Origin of the sequence: Nocardia sp. NPDC059180 (genome assembly GCF_042754945.1) — a bacterium.
Taxonomy (GTDB): domain Bacteria; phylum Actinomycetota; class Actinomycetes; order Mycobacteriales; family Mycobacteriaceae; genus Nocardia.
The window spans coordinates 115098-135378 of sequence record NZ_JBHZBU010000004.1; the positions used below are offsets into that span (position 1 = coordinate 115098).

Annotated in this window: 16 protein-coding genes and 1 tRNA gene; 11 read left to right on the plus strand and 6 right to left on the minus strand. The window is 65.7% G+C overall.

The window, feature by feature from the left end:
* Positions 1-241 precede the first annotated feature (241 nt).
* A complete protein-coding gene (gene glpR, locus ACFXNW_RS14865; protein WP_379418227.1) occupies positions 242-1369 on the plus strand; it encodes a gephyrin-like molybdotransferase receptor GlpR in 1128 nt (375 codons plus the stop codon).
* A gap of 80 nt (positions 1370-1449) precedes the next feature.
* Positions 1450-1522 (plus strand) — tRNA-Ala (locus tag ACFXNW_RS14870).
* 78 nt (positions 1523-1600) lie between these two features.
* Here the strand turns inward: ACFXNW_RS14870 and ACFXNW_RS14875 are convergent.
* Positions 1601-2116: a MarR family winged helix-turn-helix transcriptional regulator gene (locus tag ACFXNW_RS14875; RefSeq protein ID WP_379418228.1), complete on the minus strand. Its 516-nt coding sequence runs from the start codon at positions 2114-2116 to the stop codon at positions 1601-1603.
* A 107-nt stretch (positions 2117-2223) separates the two neighbouring features.
* Here ACFXNW_RS14875 and ACFXNW_RS14880 point away from each other — a divergent pair, with 107 nt between their 5' ends.
* Positions 2224-2853, plus strand: coding sequence for a class I SAM-dependent methyltransferase (locus ACFXNW_RS14880; protein ID WP_379418229.1), 630 nt, complete (start codon positions 2224-2226; stop codon positions 2851-2853).
* Positions 2850-3278, plus strand: a complete 429-nt coding sequence (locus ACFXNW_RS14885) for a spore germination protein GerW family protein (protein WP_379418230.1) — start codon at positions 2850-2852, stop codon at positions 3276-3278. The genes ACFXNW_RS14880 and ACFXNW_RS14885 overlap by 4 nt, the downstream gene beginning before the upstream one ends.
* Before the next feature lie 4 nt (positions 3279-3282).
* Here the strand turns inward: ACFXNW_RS14885 and ACFXNW_RS14890 are convergent, their stop codons facing one another.
* Positions 3283-4542: an MFS transporter gene (locus ACFXNW_RS14890; RefSeq protein WP_379418231.1), complete on the minus strand. Its 1260-nt coding sequence runs from the start codon at positions 4540-4542 to the stop codon at positions 3283-3285.
* 73 nt (positions 4543-4615) lie between these two features.
* Positions 4616-5293 carry an ArsR/SmtB family transcription factor gene (locus ACFXNW_RS14895; RefSeq protein WP_379418647.1) on the minus strand — a complete coding sequence of 226 codons (678 nt, stop codon included), beginning with the start codon at positions 5291-5293 and terminating at the stop codon, positions 4616-4618.
* Between the two features lie 160 nt (positions 5294-5453).
* On the opposite strand from ACFXNW_RS14895, the gene ACFXNW_RS14900 reads away from it, so the two are divergent.
* Together ACFXNW_RS14900 and ACFXNW_RS14905 are read left to right on the plus strand one after the other, a co-directional pair.
* Positions 5454-6824 carry a rhodanese-like domain-containing protein gene (locus tag ACFXNW_RS14900; RefSeq protein WP_379418232.1) on the plus strand — a complete coding sequence of 457 codons (1371 nt, stop codon included), beginning with the start codon at positions 5454-5456 and terminating at the stop codon, positions 6822-6824.
* Positions 6821-8104, plus strand: a complete 1284-nt coding sequence (locus ACFXNW_RS14905; protein WP_379418233.1) for an MFS transporter — start codon at positions 6821-6823, stop codon at positions 8102-8104. The genes ACFXNW_RS14900 and ACFXNW_RS14905 overlap by 4 nt, the downstream gene beginning before the upstream one ends.
* A gap of 154 nt (positions 8105-8258) precedes the next feature.
* On the opposite strand, the gene xerC is transcribed toward ACFXNW_RS14905, so the two are convergent.
* On the minus strand, positions 8259-9548 hold the full coding sequence (gene xerC / locus ACFXNW_RS14910; protein WP_379418648.1) for a tyrosine recombinase XerC: 1290 nt from the start codon (positions 9546-9548) through the stop codon (positions 8259-8261).
* Positions 9549-10090: 542 nt separating this feature from the next.
* Here xerC and ACFXNW_RS14915 point away from each other — a divergent pair.
* Positions 10091-11278 (plus strand): helix-turn-helix domain-containing protein, encoded by a 1188-nt coding sequence (locus ACFXNW_RS14915; RefSeq protein WP_379418234.1) that lies wholly within the window; start codon positions 10091-10093, stop codon positions 11276-11278.
* On the opposite strand, the gene ACFXNW_RS14920 is transcribed toward ACFXNW_RS14915, so the two are convergent.
* Entirely contained in the window at positions 11273-12229 is a 957-nt protein-coding gene (locus tag ACFXNW_RS14920; protein ID WP_379418235.1) for a class I SAM-dependent methyltransferase, read from the minus strand. The two genes, ACFXNW_RS14915 and ACFXNW_RS14920, sit on opposite strands and share 6 nt — an antisense overlap.
* 273 nt (positions 12230-12502) lie before the next feature.
* Between ACFXNW_RS14920 and ACFXNW_RS14925 the strand changes: the two genes are divergently transcribed.
* From ACFXNW_RS14925 to ACFXNW_RS14940, 4 genes are all read left to right on the plus strand, one after another.
* Complete coding sequence (locus ACFXNW_RS14925) at positions 12503-12889, plus strand: hypothetical protein (protein ID WP_379418236.1); 387 nt, start codon at positions 12503-12505, stop codon at positions 12887-12889.
* A gap of 333 nt (positions 12890-13222) precedes the next feature.
* Positions 13223-14386 (plus strand): radical SAM protein, encoded by a 1164-nt coding sequence (locus ACFXNW_RS14930; RefSeq protein WP_379418237.1) that lies wholly within the window; start codon positions 13223-13225, stop codon positions 14384-14386.
* Positions 14383-15012: an exonuclease domain-containing protein gene (locus ACFXNW_RS14935; RefSeq protein WP_379418238.1), complete on the plus strand. Its 630-nt coding sequence runs from the start codon at positions 14383-14385 to the stop codon at positions 15010-15012. Before ACFXNW_RS14930 ends, ACFXNW_RS14935 begins: the two co-directional genes overlap by 4 nt.
* Positions 15009-15791: an aldo/keto reductase gene (locus ACFXNW_RS14940; protein ID WP_379418239.1), complete on the plus strand. Its 783-nt coding sequence runs from the start codon at positions 15009-15011 to the stop codon at positions 15789-15791. Before ACFXNW_RS14935 ends, ACFXNW_RS14940 begins: the two co-directional genes overlap by 4 nt.
* Before the next feature lie 70 nt (positions 15792-15861).
* Here the strand turns inward: ACFXNW_RS14940 and mobF are convergent, their stop codons facing one another.
* On the minus strand, positions 15862-20019 hold the full coding sequence (gene mobF, locus ACFXNW_RS14945; protein WP_379418240.1) for a MobF family relaxase: 4158 nt from the start codon (positions 20017-20019) through the stop codon (positions 15862-15864).
* Positions 20020-20281: the final 262 nt, after the last annotated feature.

The following is a 20281-nucleotide window of genomic DNA, read 5'->3' on the forward strand; positions in this document are numbered from 1 at the left end:
CGGGCCGCGACGGTGGAAATGTGACGGGTGTGGCGGATGTGCACGGCGCGCCTGCCGGATCATGCTCGTACCCGGAATTAACCTACGGACGTCGGTGGTGCGCCCTGCGCCATCGGCAGGGAGCCTGCGACCCGCCCGGCGACCATGCCGCAGCGCCTGTGCGGCAGCCGGATTGTCACCGCGACGGGGCGCGGGGCGTGGGTCGGAACTGGATCAGGCGGGGACGGAGGTGCTGACGGCGATGCCGAATTCGATCTTGTGGATCGGCCTGGTCGTACTCTGGGTCTTCGTCTTGTTCCCGATACTCGCCGACCGGCATCCCCGGATCCGGCAGACCACCGATACGGCACTCGCTACCCGGGTGCTCCATCGCGGAGGTTCCAAGCGGCGCACCAAGTCCGGGCCCGCCGCCGGGCACGAGAGCGACCCCGATTGGCGGCCGAGACGAGTGCAGAGAAAGCGTCCCCACAGCGATGATGCGGAGGATCGGATGACGACTTCGGCCGACGAGCCCGTCACCGAGGCTGACGAGGAACAGAACACGCCGGGAGACGTCACAGAGACCGGCGCGCGTGCAACAACCGCCACGGCGACCCGCCGTGCCGTGGCTGAGACGGACCTCGACGAGGTGGATGAGGCCGAGGCCGACGACATCGACGACGACGCGGACACCGACGTGCCCGGCGATGCCGAGGCCGACGACGCCTCCGACCTCGATGACCGTGACGATCAGGCCTACCACGATGACCGTGACGACCACGACGACCGTGACTCCGAGCGCGACCCCGTGGCCGCCCGGATACCGCCTGCGCGCGCGGCGCTGCCCGCCGTGGCCGAACCAGACCACGACACCGATACCGACACCGAGGACACCGACTTCATCCCCACCCGGCGCGGACGCGGCGGCTTCGACCCGGAAGCCGACGCCATCGCCCGGGCTGCCCGCTACACCTTCCGCCAGCGTGCCGTCCTCGGTCTGCTGCTCGGCGCCATCCTGTGCGGTGCGCTGGCCGTGGCGATCGCGCCCGTCTTCTGGTGGGGTTGCGCTCTGGCCGGCGTCGTTCTCGTCACCTACCTGGCCTACCTGCGCAAGCAGGTCCGGATGGAAGAGGACATCCGCCGCCGCCGCAGCGCCCGGCTCGCGCGCACCGAACGTCCCGAGCACGATCATGCGGAGCAGGCGGCCCCCGCCCCCCGTCGCGGCATGGACCGCGACACCGCCCGAGCCCTGCGCCGCCGCTCCGACCTGCTCGAGACCGACGACGAAGACCCGTCCTTCGAACACCTCGAAGCCTTCGACGCCACCGCGGCCCGCGCCGTTCGCAACCGCGCCGCCGGCGGCGACATGCGCCGCGCCGCCGGCCAATAACCCCAGGTGGCGGGCCCGATTCGGAATCGGCGCCCGCCTCCTGCTACAGTGTCACAGCGCGGTTCCCGCCAGAACCGCACGGGGCTATAGCGCAGTTGGTAGCGCGTCTCGTTCGCATCGAGAAGGTCAGGGGTTCGATTCCCCTTAGCTCCACAGTTATACAAGGTCAGAAGGGGTGCCGCGGATAGATCCGCGGCACCCCTTCTGCCGTTTCTTCCCACTAAGTCCCAACTAATTCGCCGCACGTGGCGCGTTGGCCACGTGATCGAGGGCGTCAGGCAGTGGTTGAAGATTGTCTCGGCGGAGGGTTGCGACGACTGCCTCCAGGGTGGTGAGGAAGCTGTGGAGCTCGTCGGCAGGGGTTTCGGCGAAGAGTGTCCGCGCCATGGTGTCGCGTCCTTCCTGCAAGGTCGCAGTGAAATCGCGGCCGCGGTCGGTGAGGGTAACCAATTGCGCGCGGCGGTCTTCGGGGTGGGGTTTTCGCTGGACGTAACCGTCGGCGCCGAGTCCGTCGAGCAGGCCGGTGATTGTGCGGGGAGTGACCTGGAGTAGGTCGGCGAGTGTGCGCTGGGTGACGGGCCCGCTGTGATGCAAGGTCCAGAGCAGGCGGGCGCGGGCGGGTGTGAGTCCGCGTTCGGCCATGCCGCGCTGCATCCTCGCGCCGAGGACTTCGGCGAGTTCGAACACTCGGTCGGTGGCAGTTCTGGCGGTATCGCCGCTGTCCGCGATATCGTGTAGTGACCTCACTATGTAGTTACCTCCTTTCTGTCAGGTTACCGCGTGCGAGGCAGGAGAGTTTGGAGGACCAGGTGAAGCGGGTGATGGCAATGCCGCGGAGAACGAGGGGGCGCCCGGTGTTCGCGCGGGCGTATGCCGGGCTGGCGGGCCCCGCGTTGGAAAGGGTTGGAGCGGATCGGTATCGGCGACAGCTGTGGGCGGGGTTGTCCGGTCGAGTGCTCGAGATCGGTGCGGGTTACGGCGCGAACTTCGCGTTCATCCCGCCGGGAGTCGAACGAGTGATAGCCGTCGAGCCCGAACCGCGATTGCGTGAGCAGGCGCGGGAAGCGGCGGTCGGACGGGGCGCGCCGGTCGAGGTGATAGACGGTGCCGCGGAAGCTCTTCCGGTCTCCAACGGCAGTGTCGACTCCGTCGTGTGGTGTCTGACGTTGTGTTCGGTGGCCGATCCTGCCGCGGCGCTGGCCGAGACCCGGCGCGTGCTTGCCCCGGGCGGCGTGGTGCGGTTCTTCGAACATGGCCGGTCGGAGTCGGCGGGGATGCGGCGAGTTCAGCGAGTGCTGGATGGCACGGTGTGGCCGGTGTTCAACGGCGGCTGTCATACGGGTCGCGATCACCTGGGCGCACTGGCGGCGGCAGGGTTCGAGGTCATAGAGATCGAGCGATTCGTGTTCCCCCCAATGCGGGTTCCGTTCCCGGCGGGGGAACACATATTGGGGGTCGCGGTCCCGAAGGGAGACGAAAGATGACCGAAGAATCGCAAAGCCTGGACGCTGTCAGCGGGATCGGCGGGCAGGCGGATTCGGCGGCGCGGCTGCTGGAGCGGTTGGCCGAGAAGTTGGGCGGGAAGGCGTCGGTGCGGCGGGCTTTCGGGGACCCGATATCCGCCGAGGGCGTCACGATTGTGCCGGTGGCGCGGACCGGGTTCGGGTTCGGTGGGGGCAGCGGCGGTGAGTCGAGCGCGGAGAAGGTCGGTGCCGGCGGGGGAGGTGGCGGCGGCGCCGAGGTGCGACCGCTGGGCTACATCGAGTTGCGCGACGGGGCGGCGGTGTATCGACCGATTCGTGACCCGTGGGTGGATGTCGCGCTCCCGGTCGCTGCGCTGCTGATCGGAGCGGCCGCCCCGCGGATGGTGCGCGCCTGGGTTCGGCTGCACCGCAAGCGTTTCCGCTGAGCGGTTATCGAGCCGGAGTGTGGCGGCGTGCGGTGATGGCCAGCGCGGGGACGATGGCCAGTGAGAGTGCTGCGCCGAGGAGAGCCAGTCCTGGATAGTCGGTCGCGGCGACGATCATTCCGGAGCCGAGTCCACCGCCCGCACCGGCGATGGCGATGCACAGGTCGACCGTGCCTTGGGTGCGGGCCCGGGTGGCCAGCGGTACGGCGTCGGTGAGCATTGAGGTACCGGAGATCAGACCCAGGTTCCAGCCCAGCCCGAGCAGACCCAGAGCGAGGGCCAGCGCCACGATCGACGACGGTGGAGCCAGCGCGGCGGCGACGCCGGCGGCGACAAGGGTGACAGCCGCGGCGACGCCGACGACTCCAGCGCCGAACCGGTCCACGAGTGCGCCGGACAGCAGTGACGGCAGGTACATGCCCGCGACGTGGACGGCGATGACGAAGCCGGCGGCGCCGACGCCGTGGCCGTGGTGCTGCATGTGGATCGGCGTCATGGTCATGATCGCGACCATCACCAGCTGAGTCAGCACCATCACGGTGGCGCCGAGCACCACGGGCGGCGTCCACGTCCGGGCAACCGTTGCCGCGTCTGCGCCGGTTGATTCGTCTGCGTTGGTTTCGAGGTGGGCGCGGGCCAGATGTAGCGGGTCTGGCCGCAGCAGGATCCACAGCACGAGCCCGGCCAGGGCGTATGCCACGCCGGAGAGAACGAACGGACCCGACAGCGGCGGGATTCCCCAGGCATCGGCCAGATTCGACATCAGTGTCACAAGGTTTGGTCCGGCCACGGCTCCGACGGTGGTGGCGACCAGCACGGTGCTGATCGCGCGGCCCCGGTGGGCGGGCTGGGCGCAGTCGGCGCCTGCGTAGCGGGCTTGCAGGCTTGTGGCGGTGCCAGCGCCGTAGACCAGGAACGATGCGAACAGCAGTGTCACGTTGTCGGCCACCGCAGCGGCGACGACGCCAAGGCTTCCGACGGCGCCGGTGGCATAGCCGAGGGCCAGTCCGGTGCGGCGGCCGGCTCGGTCGGAGATTCGGCCAACGGCGGCAGCGGCAGCGGCCGAGCCGATGGTGAACAGTGCGCTGGGCAGCCCGGCCAGGCCGGTGGAACCGAGCATGTCCTGGGCAAGCAGAGCTCCGACGGTGATTCCGGCGGCAAGCCCGGCTCCGGACAGGATTTGCGCGGCCACAAGTACCGCGAGGATGCGGCGTTGCGCGCGAACGGGATCCGGTAGCCGTCCGGAGATGGTAGTGGTGGTCATGCTGCTCGATTCCTCGCGGGCGCGGGGCCCTTCGCAATCACTCGAGGGCCCGGATCGGGCTCAGACGGGCGTTTTACACGAGACCAAGGTCCGCGGTGTCGACGGGCAGGTCGGCCAGGCGCCATTCGAGCATGCCGTCGTGCAGGCGAATGCCGCGGCGGCCGTAGTCGTTCAGCAGTCGCACCGCGTCGTAGGCCAGCGCGCAGTACGCCCCACGGCAGTAGACCACGATGTCGGTGTCTACCGGCAGCTCAGCGACCCGCTGGGGTAATTCCGCGACGGGGATACTCACCGCGCCGGGAATGTGACCAGCCGCGTATTCCTCGGCCGGGCGTACATCGAGGACCAACACCGCACCGGCGTCGCTGCGCGCGATCAATTCCTCCCTGGACAGCTCGCTATCGGCCGCTGGCCCGAGGTAAGCGTCGCGGGCGGGGGCCACCGCGGCCTGATGGGTTTCGGCGACCTTGCGCAGCAATACCAGTAACTGGGCGACGTCGGCGCCGGCGAGCCGGTAATGGATCCGGACCCCGTCGCGACGGGTGGCGACGAATCCGGCCTGTTTGAGGGTCTGTAAATGCGCCGACGCAGTGGTGAGGTTGAGCCCCGCGGCCTTCGCCAGGGCTTCAACGGTCCGCTCGCCCTGGCCTAGCAGATCTAGCAGCTCCAGCCGTTTTCCGCTGGCCAGCGCCTTGCCGCTGGCGGCGAATGCATCGTAGAGCGCCGTCTTCGTGGCCCGTTTCCCCTCCACCATGAGTCCTCCAATCGTCTGTGGAATCGCGTTCCAGCGACTCGTTCAGCGGGCTATCGCTCCGTCCGGTTGCTAGTCCATGATTCCATGGAATACTATTAGACATTATTCCACGGATTATTGGAATACTCGCCGTCGACTGGATGAAGGAGCGCCTCGCATGCCGACCGAACTCACCCTCGTTCCGGTGATCGACGAAGGACTGGGCAACTCGACGTACCTGCTGGACCTGGGGGACGGGCGGGCGATGGTGCTCGACCCGGAACGCGACTTGCGGCAAGTCCGCGCCGAAGCAGCCCGCCTCGGCGTGCGGATCGCCTACGCGGTGGAGACCCACCTGCATGCCGACTTCATTTCCGGCGCACGAGAACTCGCTGAAACCGAGGACGCGACCGTGCTGGCGCCCGAGGTCGGCCCCCGGGGCTTCGACGTGATCGCGCTCGGCGGCGCAGACCGGGTCGAGCTGGGGCCCTTTACCTTGGAAGCGCTGTTCACGCCTGGACATTCACCCGAGCACCTGTCGTATCTGCTGTACGAAGGCGATCGGCTGCTGGGAGTCTTCACCGGTGGCTCTCTGATGGTGGGAACTGCCGGGCGCACCGACCTGGTTTCGCCGGAGCAGACCGTGCCGCTGGCCCGCGCCCAGTACCACTCGCTGCAACGGTTGATGACCCTGCCCGACGACACCCCGGTCTGGCCCACTCATGGTGCTGGATCGTTCTGCTCGTCCTCGCTGAACGCCGAGCGGGTCAGCACGATCGGCCGTGAACGCGCCACCAACCCGTTGCTCCAGGTCGACGGGGAAGACACGTTCGTCAACGCCCTGCTCGCCTCCCTGGGCACCTTCCCCGACTACTTCCTCCGACTGGGCGAAATCAACCACAAAGGCCCCGCCGTTCTCGGCGAAACCCTCGACATCCCAAAGCTCACCAGCACCCAGGTCCAGGAGTTGATGGCCGATGGAGCGCAGCTCGTCGATGTGCGCGCAGCCGCTGACTTTGCCGCCGGTCACGTCCCCGGGGCGCTGTCGATCACGCTACGACCCGTGTTCGCCACCTGGCTCGGCTGGCTTGCCGACCCGAACAGGCCGGTTGTCATCATCCGGGCCCCAGGCCAGAGCGCCGACGATATCGCCTGGGACGCGGCGAAAGTCGGGTTCGACTCACTGGCCGGAGAACTCGCCGGTGGAATGAATGCCTGGACCGGCGCCACGGAGTCTCGCGAGGTGCGCCTGACCGACGCCAACCGGATTGCCGCCGATCCACCTGCGATCGTCCTCGACGTCCGTCAGGGCAACGAATTCGCCATAGGGCATGTTCCTGCCGCCAGCAATATCGAGCTCGCCGCACTCTCCGGCGCGCTAACACAGCTGCCGACCGGGCGGGTGCTGGTGATGTGCGGGCACGGCGAACGCGCCATGACCGCGGCCGCCATCCTCGCCGCGGCCGGCCGCACCGATATTCAAGTGTTGGACGGCGGGCCCGTCGAATACGTGCGCGCCACCGGAGCCGACCTGGTCACCGAATCATGAGAGTTGGCACCGCTTCCCGGGTTCCGGTGCTGGGATTGCGGGAGAACGCCGCCCAGTTCACCCTTCTCGTCGCAGTCAATGCGCTGGTCGGGGGGATGGTCGGTCAACAGCAAACCGTGCTGCCGCTGCTTGCCGAATCCGACTTCGGGCTCACCGGCTACACCTACATCTTCACCTACGTCGCCGCGTTCGGAATCACCAAGGCGATCGCGAACTACTTCGCCGGCACCTTCTCCGACCGGTACGGTCGCAAACCCGTCCTCCTCATCGGCTGGCTATTCGCCGTACCGGTGCCGCTGATGTTGATCGCGGCGCCCAACTGGGGCTGGGTCATTGCCGCCAACATCCTGCTCGGCATCAACCAGGGCCTGACCTGGTCGACCACCGTGGTCATGAAAATCGATCTCGTGGGCCCGGGCCGCCGTGGCCTGGCCATGGGCCTAAACGAGGCGGCTGGGTACGGCGCCGTTGCCGTCAGCTCCTTGCTCGCCGGATATCTCGCCGAACACTACGGACTACGCCCCGCTCCGTTCCTGCTCGGCCTCGCCTATGTCGCGCTGGCCCTGCTGCTCTCCGGGCTTTTCGTCCACGAAACCCGCGACCACGCTCGCCTCGAAGCCATCGGCCACACACCACGAGCCGATGGCCTCCACGACCACCTACACGCCGAACTCACCAACCGCGAGATCGCCGTACAGACCAGCCTGAAAGAACCCGCTCTGTCCTCGGCCAGCCACGCCGGACTGGTCAACAACCTCAACTTCGGCCTGTCCTGGGGTTTGTTCCCATTACTGTTCGCCACCGCCGACCTCACCGTCGCTCGAATCGGACTCCTGTTCGCCCTGTACCCAGGGGTTTGGGGCGCCGGCCAACTGGTCACCGGCGCACTCTCTGACCGGATCGGCCGAAAACGCCTCATTACCGGCGGCATGGCACTACAAGCAGCTGCGCTCGCAGTCATCGCCTACTCCAACGAGTTCACCGGCTGGGCCACCGGAACCGTGCTGCTCGGGCTCGGCACCGCCATGGTCTACCCGACCTTGCTCGCCGTCATCGGCGATGTCGCCCACCCTGTTTGGCGGGGCAGAGCCGTCGGCATCTACCGGGTGTGGCGCGACCTCGGCTACGCCGTCGGCGCCATCCTCGGCGGAATCGCCGCAGACCTCATGGGACTCCACGCCGCCGTCTGGGTCGCCGCCGCCATCAGCGCCGCCGCAGCCGTCGCAGTCGGGATCCGTATGTATGAAACCCATCCACGATCAGCCACATGCGCGCCCTGACAACAGAACGGCTGGCGATAACGCTGTCGCGAGTCTGACGCGTGTGGATCCGGTTGTGGGAATCGAGCGTGTCGCGTTGCTACGTCGCAATTTCGAGGCAGGCGGGCTGCGGTTCCCACCTGCGTTCAACCGCAATACCCCTCCTGTTCTCGAACTAATTCGCCGCACGTGGCGCGCTGGCCACAGCCTGATCGAGGGCTGCTGCGGCCGCGTGGTGGGTCCGGCCGCGGGCCATGTAGTGGCGTTGGGTCATGGCCGGATCAGCATGACCGAGGACATCGGCGGTGATGCGAGCCGACAGTCCGGCGTCGTCGAGGATCGTGGCGACTGCGTGCCGGAAGCTGTGGGCGGTGATGTCCTCGGCCAAGCCCAAAGCAGTTCGCACCCGCTGCCATTCGTGGCCGACGTTCTGCGGGTCGCGCAGCGTCCACACCGCCGAAGGGAACACCAGATCGAGGATCGGGATACCCGGGTCGGGTGTTGACGCGAGCTTCCGGGCCGCGAGGGTCTTCCTGCGCCGGGTCAGCATCTCCACAGCGAAGTCGGGTAATGCGATCACACCGGCGCGGTTCTTCGGATCCTCGTCCCTGGTGTCGCGAACGAGGCCTTTGCTTTTGACGCGTACAACCTTGCCGGTGCAACGCAGGGTGCGAGCGGTGAGGTCGATGTCGGACCACAGCAGGCCCAGGATCTGGCTCCGTCGCAGACCTGTGCCTGCGAACAGGGTGATCAGGTCGGCCAGGTCGGCGGAGTCGCAGTAGTCGGCGACGGTGGGCGGGGTGTACGACTTCACCGGTGTCGTGCGGGACCTCTCGGCACGTGACAACAGCCGCGGGCACGGCTGCTGTGAGGTGCGCACGGCGGTGAGGATGAACCGAAGCTCGTCAACCGTGATCTCTCGCGCTCCTCCGGTACGGCCCTTGGCTTCAACGTTCTGGGCCATCTTCGATTCGCGCACCGGGTTGACCGTGAGGGCAGCTTGGCGGACGGCGTAGCGGAACATGCCGGAGAGCACAGTGCGAGCGGTGCGCATGGTCGATGGGCCTTTGGCCCGACCGACCAACGTCAGGTAAGCCTCGATCGAGGATGTGGTCACCTCGAGGAGACGCCGTTCTCCAAAGGCAGTGTTGAACTCGGTCGCCGCGGCGTCGTAGCGGTCCAGAGTGCTGGCGGCACGGTCCTGCTCGACCAGGTGTGCCCGGTAGTGCTTCCACAGTTGGGCGACGGTCGCCGAACTCGACAGTTCCCCGCCGAGGTCCACGCTAATGGACATCGCGGCTGCGAGGACCGCATCAGTGGCTCGCTGGCCGGTGCGGTCCGGAATCCTGCGCCCGAGCCCATCCAGTTTCGTCGGGGAGACCCGTTTGATATCCCGGCGTCTCCCGGACGCGTCGCGAATGAGAAGCCGAGCGCTCCAGTGTCCGGGAGCAAGCTCGACGAGCATGAGTTTGCCCGGAACGCCGATCGGTCGTGGCGGTCTGCCGCGCTTCACCGGCGGTACTCCACGATCGGTGTCACCGGTCCTGCTGTGCCGCCATCGCGGTGTCGAGTGCGTTCAGATCCCAACGAAGGTCCTTTCCGATCCGTATGGGTCGTGGTAGCCAGGAATGTTTGTCGCGTTGCCGATTCCAACGGCGAAGCACTTCCGGATGGACGCGGATGTGTGCGGCGGCCTCTTTGGTTGACGCCCATCGGGGGAACTGTGACGAGTTCGGTTCAACGGACATAACTAACGCCCGTCGGCTGGCTGGATCTCATGGTTACTGAGCTGTTCGAAACTACGAGCTTGTCGGGAGAAGGGTGATGTGAACACGGCAATCCTTTACCTGGCCGCTGGTTCTCCCTACCACCATGTAACCCGACTTTCTCCGGCGGCGCCAGGTGGAATGATGCGGGCCCGTATTCGTAACGCGTCGTTCGGGTGAGTGCGGGGAGCTGCTGTGAGAGGATCGAGCTGGTCGAGCATCGTCTAATCAGGGTGGCGCGGTGGCAGATTCGGGGTTGGGTCGGCGAGTCAAGGTACTTCGCCGGGCCCGCGGGTGGACCCAGGAAGGGCTCGCGCTGCGATTGCACCGTTCATCGTCTTGGGTGACGAAGGTCGAGCGGGGGGTCATCACAATCGATTCGGTGGCCACCATTCGGGAGCTCGCCGCGGTGTTCGGTGTTTCGGCATCGCAGCTGACCGACGAGAGTGAAAACCGTTCTGTTGCGAGGCAGCGCCCGGTGAGTGAACTCGCCCGGATGCTGGACCGCCCAGCGTCCATGTTGACCGGTGCTACATCCGAGATCAACAGCTCGCACGCCGATTTGGTGCACGCGGCTACCGCCCTGCGGCGCACGTACAACCGGTCCAGTACGCGGTATCTGTCAGCGGCGGAAAGGCTGCCACAGCTGATCAGCCAAGCCGTCGAACTCGCAGAAACGAGCACCACCGCGAGGTTGCGGGCAACTGCCTACACGGTGCTGGCCAACCTGTATCGCCTCGGTTCGCTCGAATTGCGGCACCGAGGCGATCACGTGCACGCCAGATTGGCGCTGGACCGCGCGGCAGCGGCGGCCCAGAACGCAGATGACAAGGTGCTGGTCGCTGCCGTCACGGCGACGCTCTGCAACGAACTGATGATCGGCGGGCGACCGGACGATGCGGCGTCACTCGCTGTCGACAGCGCCGAGATCCTCGCGCAGCAGTCACCGACCGTAGATGCTCAGCATGTTCTCGGGGTGCTGCGGTTGTATGGAGCTCAGGCGGCGGCACGCGCTGGGTCCGAGTCCGAGGCGATGGCTTTGCTCGATGCAGCCAACCAGCTCGCGTCCACCGATGCCGACCGGCACTTCCTGATCTTCGGGCCGGCCAACATAGCCGTACAGAGCGCGGGCATATTCGTGGATCTGAGCAAGCCGAACCAGGCGCTCGGTGCCTGCTCCAGGTTGAACGGGAAAGAACTGGGCAGTGTCAACCGGGCCTGCTACTTCCACCTGCACCGCGCCCGCGCGCACACAATGGCGGGCGACCTCGACGACGCACTCACCGCGCTGACCGTTGCATGGCGCACGACGCCGCACATTGTCATGTCCGACCAGCTCGGACGTCAGCAGGTTGCCGATCTGCTCGACCGCAAGCGGACCTTCACTGGTGATCTTCGCCAGATCGCCCGCGGTATGGGGCTGCTATGAAGAGAGTTTGCGAGCTTTCAGTGAGAAGAACATCGGCAGTTCGACCCCGTCCGGAAGACTGAAGGTGCGGTCGGACTCCTGGCTGAGGCATGGCCAGGGCCGGTCGAGCCACGGGAACTCGTGGAAGAACTCCACACACATTCCGGCTCGTGCTACCGAGGTGATCACTTCGCCGGTGCTATGCGTCCAGAGGTACTTGCTAGAGGATTCGACCTGTGCCGACGGGTCGGCGTACGTGCCGCGCACGTCGTAACGGATCGGCTCCGGGCGTGGCCAATAGGGGCGCGCGATTCGTACCTCACTACTCGCATCATCCAGGACCTTGGCGACGGGGTGAATATCGGTGAGGTAAAGGAATCCGCCGGGTTTCAGGAAGTGCGCAACGATCCGCGACCATTCCGCGAAATCCGGGATCCACCCGAGAATTCCACGTGAGGCGTAGACGATGTCGTACTCGCCTTCGAGGGTTTTATCGAGCTCCATGACGTCGGAGCAGACGAAGCTCGCCGCCACGCCGATATCCAAAGCCAGCGACGTGGCCTTTTCCACCGCGACGGCCGAGAAATCCACGCCGGTAACAGTCGCTCCGCGACGGGCCCACGCGATGGAGTCGGTGCCGATCTGGCATTGCAAGTGCAGCATCGACATGCCGTTGACGTCGCCTATCTCGTCGACCTCGTAGTCCCGGAGCTTATCGACTCCCCGGCGGACCGCATCGACGTCGTACCAGCTGCCCTCCGCGTGAATAGCTGCCCACTCGTCCCACAGAGCACGGTTCGCGCCGATGGCCGATGAAGTCGAGGTCATGTCCGGCAGGATACCCGCGCCTCGCCCACCCGCAGGGTCGTGAACTGACAACACCGTTGCCAGTTGTCCCTCTCCGGCGCGCCGACGATCAGGTGAGTGCCCCAGCCGGGTGCCTTCCTCCTCGGCTGGGGCGCGATCCAACATCGCACCCCATCACCCCATCGAGGTAACAATGACTTGTACCGAGGCTCGAATACTCGCCGCCTTACAACCGGGCGGGGTACTCACTGTCACCACCATCGCCCGTTCCGTCGGATTCTCCACAGTCCGTTCCCGTGTCGCCCTGCTGACACTGAGCCGCCGTGGCTTGGTGTGGCAGACACCGCGCGGGTGGGTTCTCACCGCTAACGGTCACCGCTACGCCGCTATCCAGCGTCGACCAGCTGCGCTCGACATGCCGATCGGCGCCGCCGCGTCATGAGCACTCCGCGAGCTGTCGGATATCTGCGGCGCGACATCTCCGGCGAACACCAGCCATGGCATGAGACCGGGATTCGATCGGTCGCGAGCCGGGCCGGCTACACGCTGTGCAAGACGGTTGCTTTGACCTGCACCGCTGACGACCCGATTTCCCAACTGATCGACACTGTGCGCCGGTCCGGCGCCGAGGCGGTTATCGTGCCCACCCTTGAACACGTCGGCGGTGAGGTCCCGCAGCGATTGCTTCGGGAGGTAACAGAGGTGATCCCGGTCGACAACCCGCACCAGTCGATCGCCCGATGGCCACTGGCCGCACTGCTCGCACCGCCCGACCGTGACCATCTGCCCGATTCGGACACCGCGAACCCGAAACCGCGCCGGTAGCTTGCCGGCCGCACCATTCGACGATCTGCTATCAGCCAAAATCGAACGCCCCGAATGAGATTCGATCACCACCCGGCTTGATCCAGCCTCCGGCGGCATGTCGGGCCGCCGCTGATTCGACGCGGCGATGCCTGCGCCGCCAACTCTTCGTAATCGACTAGGAGTATTCATGCACCTCCAACTGCCGCTCAGAACCCCTCGTGTATCGCGGTTCGCCTCGACGCCAGTGGTGCTGCCGCCGATCGCAGAGCTCGCCCGAGTAGCCGCGGCGCTCCGGTCATGGGCACAGGAATCGCAACGTTCTATCGGCACCGAAAACGAGGGGCGTGCAGCATGACCAGCGCCGATCGCAATCTGCCGACCGTGCCGCTGTTGACACCCGCTCAGGTCGATGCTTTGCCGGTGCGAGCACGTGAGGTGGTCGAGTACAGGAAGTCCGGTCTGTCGCTCAATCACATCCAGGGTTGCCCGTTGGATTGCGCGTACTGCATACGGCACACCTATGGAGTGTGGGATATGCGGCAACCGCGGGCGCTGATGACCGACGCCGACGCTGTTCAATCGCTGGTCGATCATCCGTACTTCCAGCCTCATATCACCCCGATCCAGGTGTTCAACCGCGCGACTGACCCGATGCTTCCACGCGTCAAAACGCATACGTTCGCCGTGCTAGACGATCTCGACGCTCGGGGCCTGACCAACCACGTACTGGTGATCACGCGCTATCGGATCGACCCAGAGGACTGTCAGCGGCTGAACCGGTTGCGCAACCTGAAGGTTACTGTGCTGGTCACCTACTCCGGAATAGACGATCGACGGATAGAACCGGTCGACAGCGATATTGCCGCGCGCTCGCTGCACACGTCGTTTGCGAATGCAGACCGATACCGAGTGGTGCTGTACTGGCGGCCACTGGTGCCGGGCCTCAACGACACCGCCGCGCATTTGGCTCGCGCGGTGGAGTTGAGTCGGCATGCCCACGCAACCGTGTTCACGGGCTTGTTCTACCGCGACGAGATCGCCGACTATTACCGTGCCAACGGGCTGCCAGAGCCCTACGATGAAACCGCGCGCCGCAAGATCGTGCCGGAAACGCTGGAACAGAGGGTCCTCGCCGCCTTCAACGGTGGCGGACCGTTGTTCCGAAAGACCAGCTGCGCGGTGTCCTTCGCGCACGGCGTGCCGGATTACAACGGACACTATGGGATTCGTGAGTTGTGCGATATCTGTCCGATCAAACAGCTCGAGCTGTGTGCGAGTGCGCATAGGCCACCGACCGAGACGCAGGTGAGGCAGCTCGCCGCAGGCCTGACGACTTCGGACGAGTTCGAGATTGTGGCGATCACTGATCGCTCTGCAGTCGTGACGGGCTTGGACGAGCAACCCCGGTACTTCCTGCAGCATGGGCTGGGCTTTCAGGTCCACGATGAGCGTCACCCGCATCGCGATCGCAGGCACGGTCGCGCTGATATCGGCTGGAAAGGGGAGACTGCATGAGCACGATCGGACACTGGTCGGAGGTCGACTACGTCGTTGTCGATGTAGAGGGTAACGGTGCTCGGCCGCCCGAATTGGTTGAGCTTGCTGCCGTCTTGGTCGAAGGAGGGCGGATCGGTCCGCCCCGCACATGGCTGATGCGTCCACCCACACCAATTAGCTGGCAGGCCAGAAAGATCCACGGCATCCGCAACGATGACGTCGCCGAGTGCCCACCGGTCGACGATGTCGCCGAAGAAATCTGCGAGGTCCTCGGAGACGCCGTGCCGGTTGGGCACAACGTTCGCATCGACCTCGACGTGCTCACCCGTAGTTTGCCGGGCTGGACACCGGCTCGAGCCATCGACACATTGCGGCTTGCCCGCAAGGCGTGGCCCCTGCCGTCCCACAAACTCGCCGCACTGGTCGCCCACCGTGGCTTGGCCGACGGGCTGCCTGACGGACTGACACCGCACCGTGCAGAGTACGACGCGCTCGTGACTGCTCGACTGTTCGTTGACCTGGCGACCAACGGCCCTGAATCCCGGACTGCTGCCGCTCTGTTCGAGGCCGGTGGTATCACTCTCGCGGGCGAGGAACCAGAGCCCGAACTGAAGCTCTTCGACGGCATCGGAGAACTCGGATGACCAGCACCGAGGTCGCTGGCGTGCTCGGCGGGGTATTCCGAATCGGCGGCGATATGCCCGTACACCGAATCGGCTACGGCAGTATGCAACTCACCGGCCCCGGCCACTGGTACCACCCTGCCGACACCGACCACGCCAAACGCATCCTGCGCCGGGCCGTCGAACTCGGCGTCGACCACATCGACACCGCAGACGCCTACGGCCCTGACACGGTCGAACACCTCATACGCAAAGCCCTCCACCCGTATCCGGACGGCTTGGTCATTGCAACCAAAGGCGGCCTGACCCGGCAAGGGCCAAACAAGTGGGCGCCGGTGGGCCGACCGGAGTATCTGCGCCAATGCGTAGAGATGAGCCTCCGCCGACTCGCGCTCGACCGGATCGACCTGTACTACCTGCACCGCGTCGACCCCAGTGTGCCGCTGGCAGATCAGGTCGGCGAACTCGCCGCCCTGCGCGACGAGGGCAAGATCCGCCACATCGGATTGTCGAAAGTGACCATCGACCAGATCCTCGAAGCCGAGCGCATCGTGCAGGTGGCGGCCGTGCAGAACCGATTCAACCTGCACGACCAGAGCCAACGTGCGGTGCTGGACTTCTGCACTGCACACGGCATCGGATTCGTGCCCTTCGCGCCGCTGGCGTGCGGTGATGTCCTAGAAGACGGCACGCCGGCGGCGGCGATTCGATGGCTGCTCGATCAGTCGCCGGCCGTCCTTCCCATTCCAGGCACGGGCTCAATCGAGCATCTGGAATCGAACCTTGCTGCATGTCGGTGACACGGGAGCCACTGACAACACACCTACGGTTCCTCGCGCAACGGGGATCGCTGCGTCGCGGCGTGGCTGACTACATGTCGAGGCCGATGTCGGGAAGCTGGACGTCGTCGGGCGGGTAGTCGCTGAACTCATCGATGCTGTCGAGCTCTGCTGTGGGATCGATATCCAGTAAAGCGCTGAGTGCCTGTTGTATTCCGGCTTGTTCGGCTTCCATTCGTTCCGGAGGCGCGCCGTCCGAGGGCGCGGTGTTGGTGTCCCGATGCTGGCTGGTGGGCTGACCTGGGGATTCAAACGGATCAGCCGCCGAGCGGGCGTCGGTTACGTCTGCCGGTAGGCGCGACCAGAGTGCGGCGGCGGGGTAGTCGTCGGGGAGCGGACGTTGCCGGGCGGCTGTGGTGAGGATGCCAGCGATATCGATGCCCGCACGGTGCGTTCTGTCGATGCAGGTAGCGATGGCGGGCCAGGTGGGATCGCTGGTCAAGCGGGGAATATGTTCGGCCAGCGGCGCCCAGGTTCGAGCGGGGTGTTCGGCGCGGTCGAGTGCTGTCTGGATTCGCTGGTCGAGTGCTGCCTGGTGCTCGCGTTCGATGATGGGGTAGCGGGGTGGTCCGGTGGTGTTCGGGTCGTTATCGGCGATGTGGTGGACGGCGCGCCAGATTGCCAGATCGGCGACAAGCTGCCGGTCGTGGAGCAGTGGTTGAGCCCATGTGGGTGCGGTGTGGTCGGTCCATAGGTGGGCGTCGCTGCGGATTTGGTCGGCGAGGCTGGTCACGATGGTTTCGCGGGCTCGGACCTGGGTTGTGTCGGTTTCGTTGGTGAGTTCAATGGGTGGGCCGAGGACCCACGGCAGCGGTCCGGGGGCGCGGTTGTGGCGACCTGTGGTGTCGAGACGCCAGTCGAGGACGGCGGCGGCGTCGTCCGCTGTGTCGAGTTCTCGCTCGGCGGCCGTTGTTCGAAGTGCGGTCGTAGGGTCAGCGCCGGTGAGAGCCAGAACGGCGAGGTGCTGTCGCAGTACGGGATACGCGGGAGCGTCGCAAAGCCCGGGATGTATTGCTTTGGCTGCGATGTCGAGACGGGCCAGGCCGTCGGCGCCGAGCGCGTGCTCGGCGGCGAGGCCGATTGTGTCGAGGTAGATATCGACGGCGCGACCGATTCGTTGAAACGGGTCGAGGCTGTCGCGGAGGTAGGTGTGCGCGGATGGTCGACGACCGTCGTTGTTGAGTATCCGTATGAGGATGTCGGTGGCGGCCGGTGGGGCAGTGGCCCGGTCGGTGAGGAATGAGGTTGGGTCACCGTCGAGTGCTGTGGACAGGTAGGCGTGGTTAGCGATCACTCCGCGTGTGAGTGCGACGTAGAGCTGCTGGCGTGTCTCGCTGCCAGTGAGGGTCACATGGCAGGAGTCGGCGGTGAGGCCTTGGGCGGAATCGATAGTGGTTGCGTAGCCGAGTCGCACGTATTCGGCAACGTAGTCCGCGGGTAGGACGATCTGTGCGCTGGTGCGTTGGCCGTCGCGGAGGCGGGTGACGGTCAGTGCGCCCTCGGGATGGACCACATCGATGTTCCAGGTGTCGCCGTTGCGTACCCAATCATCGTGGTCGAGACGGAGTTTCGGGTGGTTGCGGCAGGTGCGAATTGTGTCAGCGGCAGATGCGTGCAGGCCATCGGCGAGGATGACGGCGAGTTCGTTGGGAACAGACGGTTGCCGGTTGAGACGGTGTGCGCGGGCGCGGGCGTTGAGGTCGGCTACCTGGTCGTGGGTGGCGGCGAGCATCAGTGCGTGCCGTCCGATCCCGTCGTCATGGGACCACGCTCGGAAGGCTTGGTCGGTGGCAGTGCCGTGATGGCCGTTATGGATTCGCTCGTTGTCGTAATACCAGCCGAGTGCGGTGGGGTCACCGTCGCGTAGTTGTAGGCTGGCGCGGGCTTCACCGGGGTCGACGAACCGAACGACATTACTGAGTGTGACCGGCTGCTGGTGGCGGCGCATGTCGGTGTCGGCGCCGCCTGCCTCGATCGCAGGCAGCTGCTGGTCGTCACCGATGCACCGGATCGCCGCGCCGCGGGAAGTCAGGAATCGGAGTAGCCCTAGGCGTTTGGCGCTTCCGATCTTGACGTGTTCGTCGACGATCACCAGCGTTCGATCATCGATCTGAAGTACCCACTCCGGCAACGCCGGCGGCAACGGCCGCTCGGTGACGGCGCGCTCGGGTGCGTGTTCGGCCAGCGTGTGGAGAAGCTTGTCGACGGTTTCGACTCGGGCTCCAATGGATTCACCGAGGACGGCCGCGGCGGCCGCGGTGGGCGCGAGGCCGAGGACGGTTCCGCCGCTACGGGTCCAGGCGTCGGTGAGTACCTGCATCGCAGTGGTTTTGCCGGTGCCGGCGGGGGCGTTGGCGGTCAGGATCTGGAGTGGAGATGTGGCAAACGCAGTGACCACGGCCCGCTGCCCGTCGTTCAGCCTTCGGGTGGGGTGACGGTTGTTGTAGTCGGAGACCGCTGCGCTGACCGTGGCATCGGTGAGAGTGCGCTTCCCCGGCGCGAGGGAGAGATCGATCAGTTCACGTTCGATCGAGAGGACACGGGAGCTGGTGTATGCGGTCGCACCGGCTGAGGTGTAGACGCTGGTGCCATTGCTGCGGGACAGCAAGGGCGGCACATGTCCGAGGTCGGGTAGGGCGGCGATGTCGGGGTCGCCACGGGCGACTACCAGCCCCGGAGAGAGTGCTTCAGTGAGGATCGCTTCGGTGGCGTAGCGCCACTGGTGGGGGTGTATGCGTCCGCGGATCTGGCGCTCGATCTCTGCTCGCACATGGTGCGCCTGCCAGGTCGAGCGGTGCGTCGACACCACGTCGATCACGGTCTGCACGGTCTCGGCGATCCATTCGCTCGTTGGTTCGGTGCGGTTTATGCGTGGTGGATGCAGTGCTGTGGTGACGATGTCGGTGATGGCTGCTGGGCTTTCGCACCACTGCGCCGCCTCGCGGAACCAGTCTTGGCGTTGGTCCGCCAGCGAACGGGCATGGTGCTTGGCCGGTCGAGTGAGCAGCGTGGCTTCGTCCGCGAGGCGGTGCATTTCGCTAGGGGCGGGCTCACGACCCCAGTGCTGCTGGAAATCAGTGGCCAGTTCATCTAACCGACGAGTAATCCCCGCATCGCGTTTCGACCACCGGTGCACTAGCCATGCAGGGATACCGATGATCTCCCGTATCGGACGTTTTGCGGGGTCGGCGTCGGTGCGTTCGGTGAATTCGAGACCGAGTTCGGTGTGGAGGTGGTCTTCGAGCCGGGTGTTGTAGATCTCCGATACCGTGACCACGGCCCGGTGGAGAGGTTGGCCATCGACGGTGCGCCAGCGTCCGTCGAGTGTGCGAACCCGATTGGCGATCAGGACGTGAGTGTGCAGATCTGGGTCGCCCGCACGGGAATCGCGATGCTGGAATCGTGCGGCGATGATCCCTTCAACCTCGACTTGTCGAACTCCGTTACGGCCCAACCGAGTGAACAGGGCGTTGCGTTCGAGCCAGCTGAGCGCATCGTCAATCGCGGCCTGGTGGGCTGCCTCGATGCACTCCGCGACCGGACGGGGTGCCAGCGCCCACATCGCGGACACGCTCTTGACCGGCGAGAAGGTGATATCGAATCCTGCGACCGCTCTGGACTTCGGACGGGACGCGCGTGCCACCCAGCCGGACACCTCACGAGAATTCAAGGGTGGGCGACCGAGCTCATCGGCGAACATGGCGGTCGCGACGTTGGTTCGGATCTCTGCCCGCACCTCATTGGGAACGGCTGCGCGAGGATCGAGACCGCGCGCGATGTTGTGCTCGGTGTAGGCATCTGCGCATCGTGCCCGGAACACGGATCGTTCCGGCGGGAGGCGAAACGGCACGCCGAGCCTAGAAGCGTGGTCCGCGGCGCGCATGGCTTGCTTGTCGGTCGCCCCAGCGCGGATTTCGCTGCGGATGACGCGGGCCTCGATCTCGATAGTGTCCGGGTGTCGGCCGAGGCCGAATAGGCCTTCCATCTGGTCCTCGGTCACGACTTGGCCGACGCTGAGGCCGAGCGCGGGCAGCCCGGTACCCCACCAAGATCCGGGGGATTCACCGCGGGTGGTGTAGTAGTCGGCCAGGCTGGTGCGCCCTCGTGTGGATTCGTCGTGGGCAGCGATCTGACGGAGGTAGTACTCGTAGCCGTTGCCCGCGGCGACCTTGTGGAGCGTCGCGGTCATATCTCCAGGAAGCGCGCGCTTTCAAGGAATTTCGAGAGCGCAAACTCACCAGGATTATGTGAGTTCCTGCAAAACCCCTGGTCGTAATCGGATCGTTAGCGGGGAACTCCTGCAATGCAAGAGGTCTGCTTGGTGAATGAGGAGGAATTGGAGGGGTGGCGCATGCGTGAGTGACGTAGGTAGGTGAGTTGGTCAGGTGGTGCTGGTGTGCATGGTGTTAGGTGACGGTTGCGGTGAGGCGGTGGTGTATTAACGCCGGATG

Bases quoted from the DNA above. Each gene is read 5' to 3' on its own strand.
- ACFXNW_RS14930 (WP_379418237.1), top strand. From the start codon at position 13,223: ATGACCAGCGCCGATCGCAATCTGCCGACCGTGCCGCTGTTGACACCC.
- ACFXNW_RS14900 (WP_379418232.1), top strand. From the start codon at position 5,454: ATGCCGACCGAACTCACCCTCGTTCCGGTGATCGACGAAGGACTGGGC.
- ACFXNW_RS14920 (WP_379418235.1), bottom strand. From the start codon at position 12,229: ATGTTGGATCGCGCCCCAGCCGAGGAGGAAGGCACCCGGCTGGGGCAC.
- ACFXNW_RS14890 (WP_379418231.1), bottom strand. From the start codon at position 4,542: ATGACCACCACTACCATCTCCGGACGGCTACCGGATCCCGTTCGCGCG.
- ACFXNW_RS14940 (WP_379418239.1), top strand. From the start codon at position 15,009: ATGACCAGCACCGAGGTCGCTGGCGTGCTCGGCGGGGTATTCCGAATC.
- ACFXNW_RS14935 (WP_379418238.1), top strand. From the start codon at position 14,383: ATGAGCACGATCGGACACTGGTCGGAGGTCGACTACGTCGTTGTCGAT.
- mobF (WP_379418240.1), bottom strand. From the start codon at position 20,019: ATGACCGCGACGCTCCACAAGGTCGCCGCGGGCAACGGCTACGAGTAC.
- ACFXNW_RS14885 (WP_379418230.1), top strand. From the start codon at position 2,850: ATGACCGAAGAATCGCAAAGCCTGGACGCTGTCAGCGGGATCGGCGGG.
- ACFXNW_RS14925 (WP_379418236.1), top strand. From the start codon at position 12,503: ATGAGCACTCCGCGAGCTGTCGGATATCTGCGGCGCGACATCTCCGGC.
- xerC (WP_379418648.1), bottom strand. From the start codon at position 9,548: ATGCTCGTCGAGCTTGCTCCCGGACACTGGAGCGCTCGGCTTCTCATT.
- ACFXNW_RS14905 (WP_379418233.1), top strand. From the start codon at position 6,821: ATGAGAGTTGGCACCGCTTCCCGGGTTCCGGTGCTGGGATTGCGGGAG.
- glpR (WP_379418227.1), top strand. From the start codon at position 242: ATGCCGAATTCGATCTTGTGGATCGGCCTGGTCGTACTCTGGGTCTTC.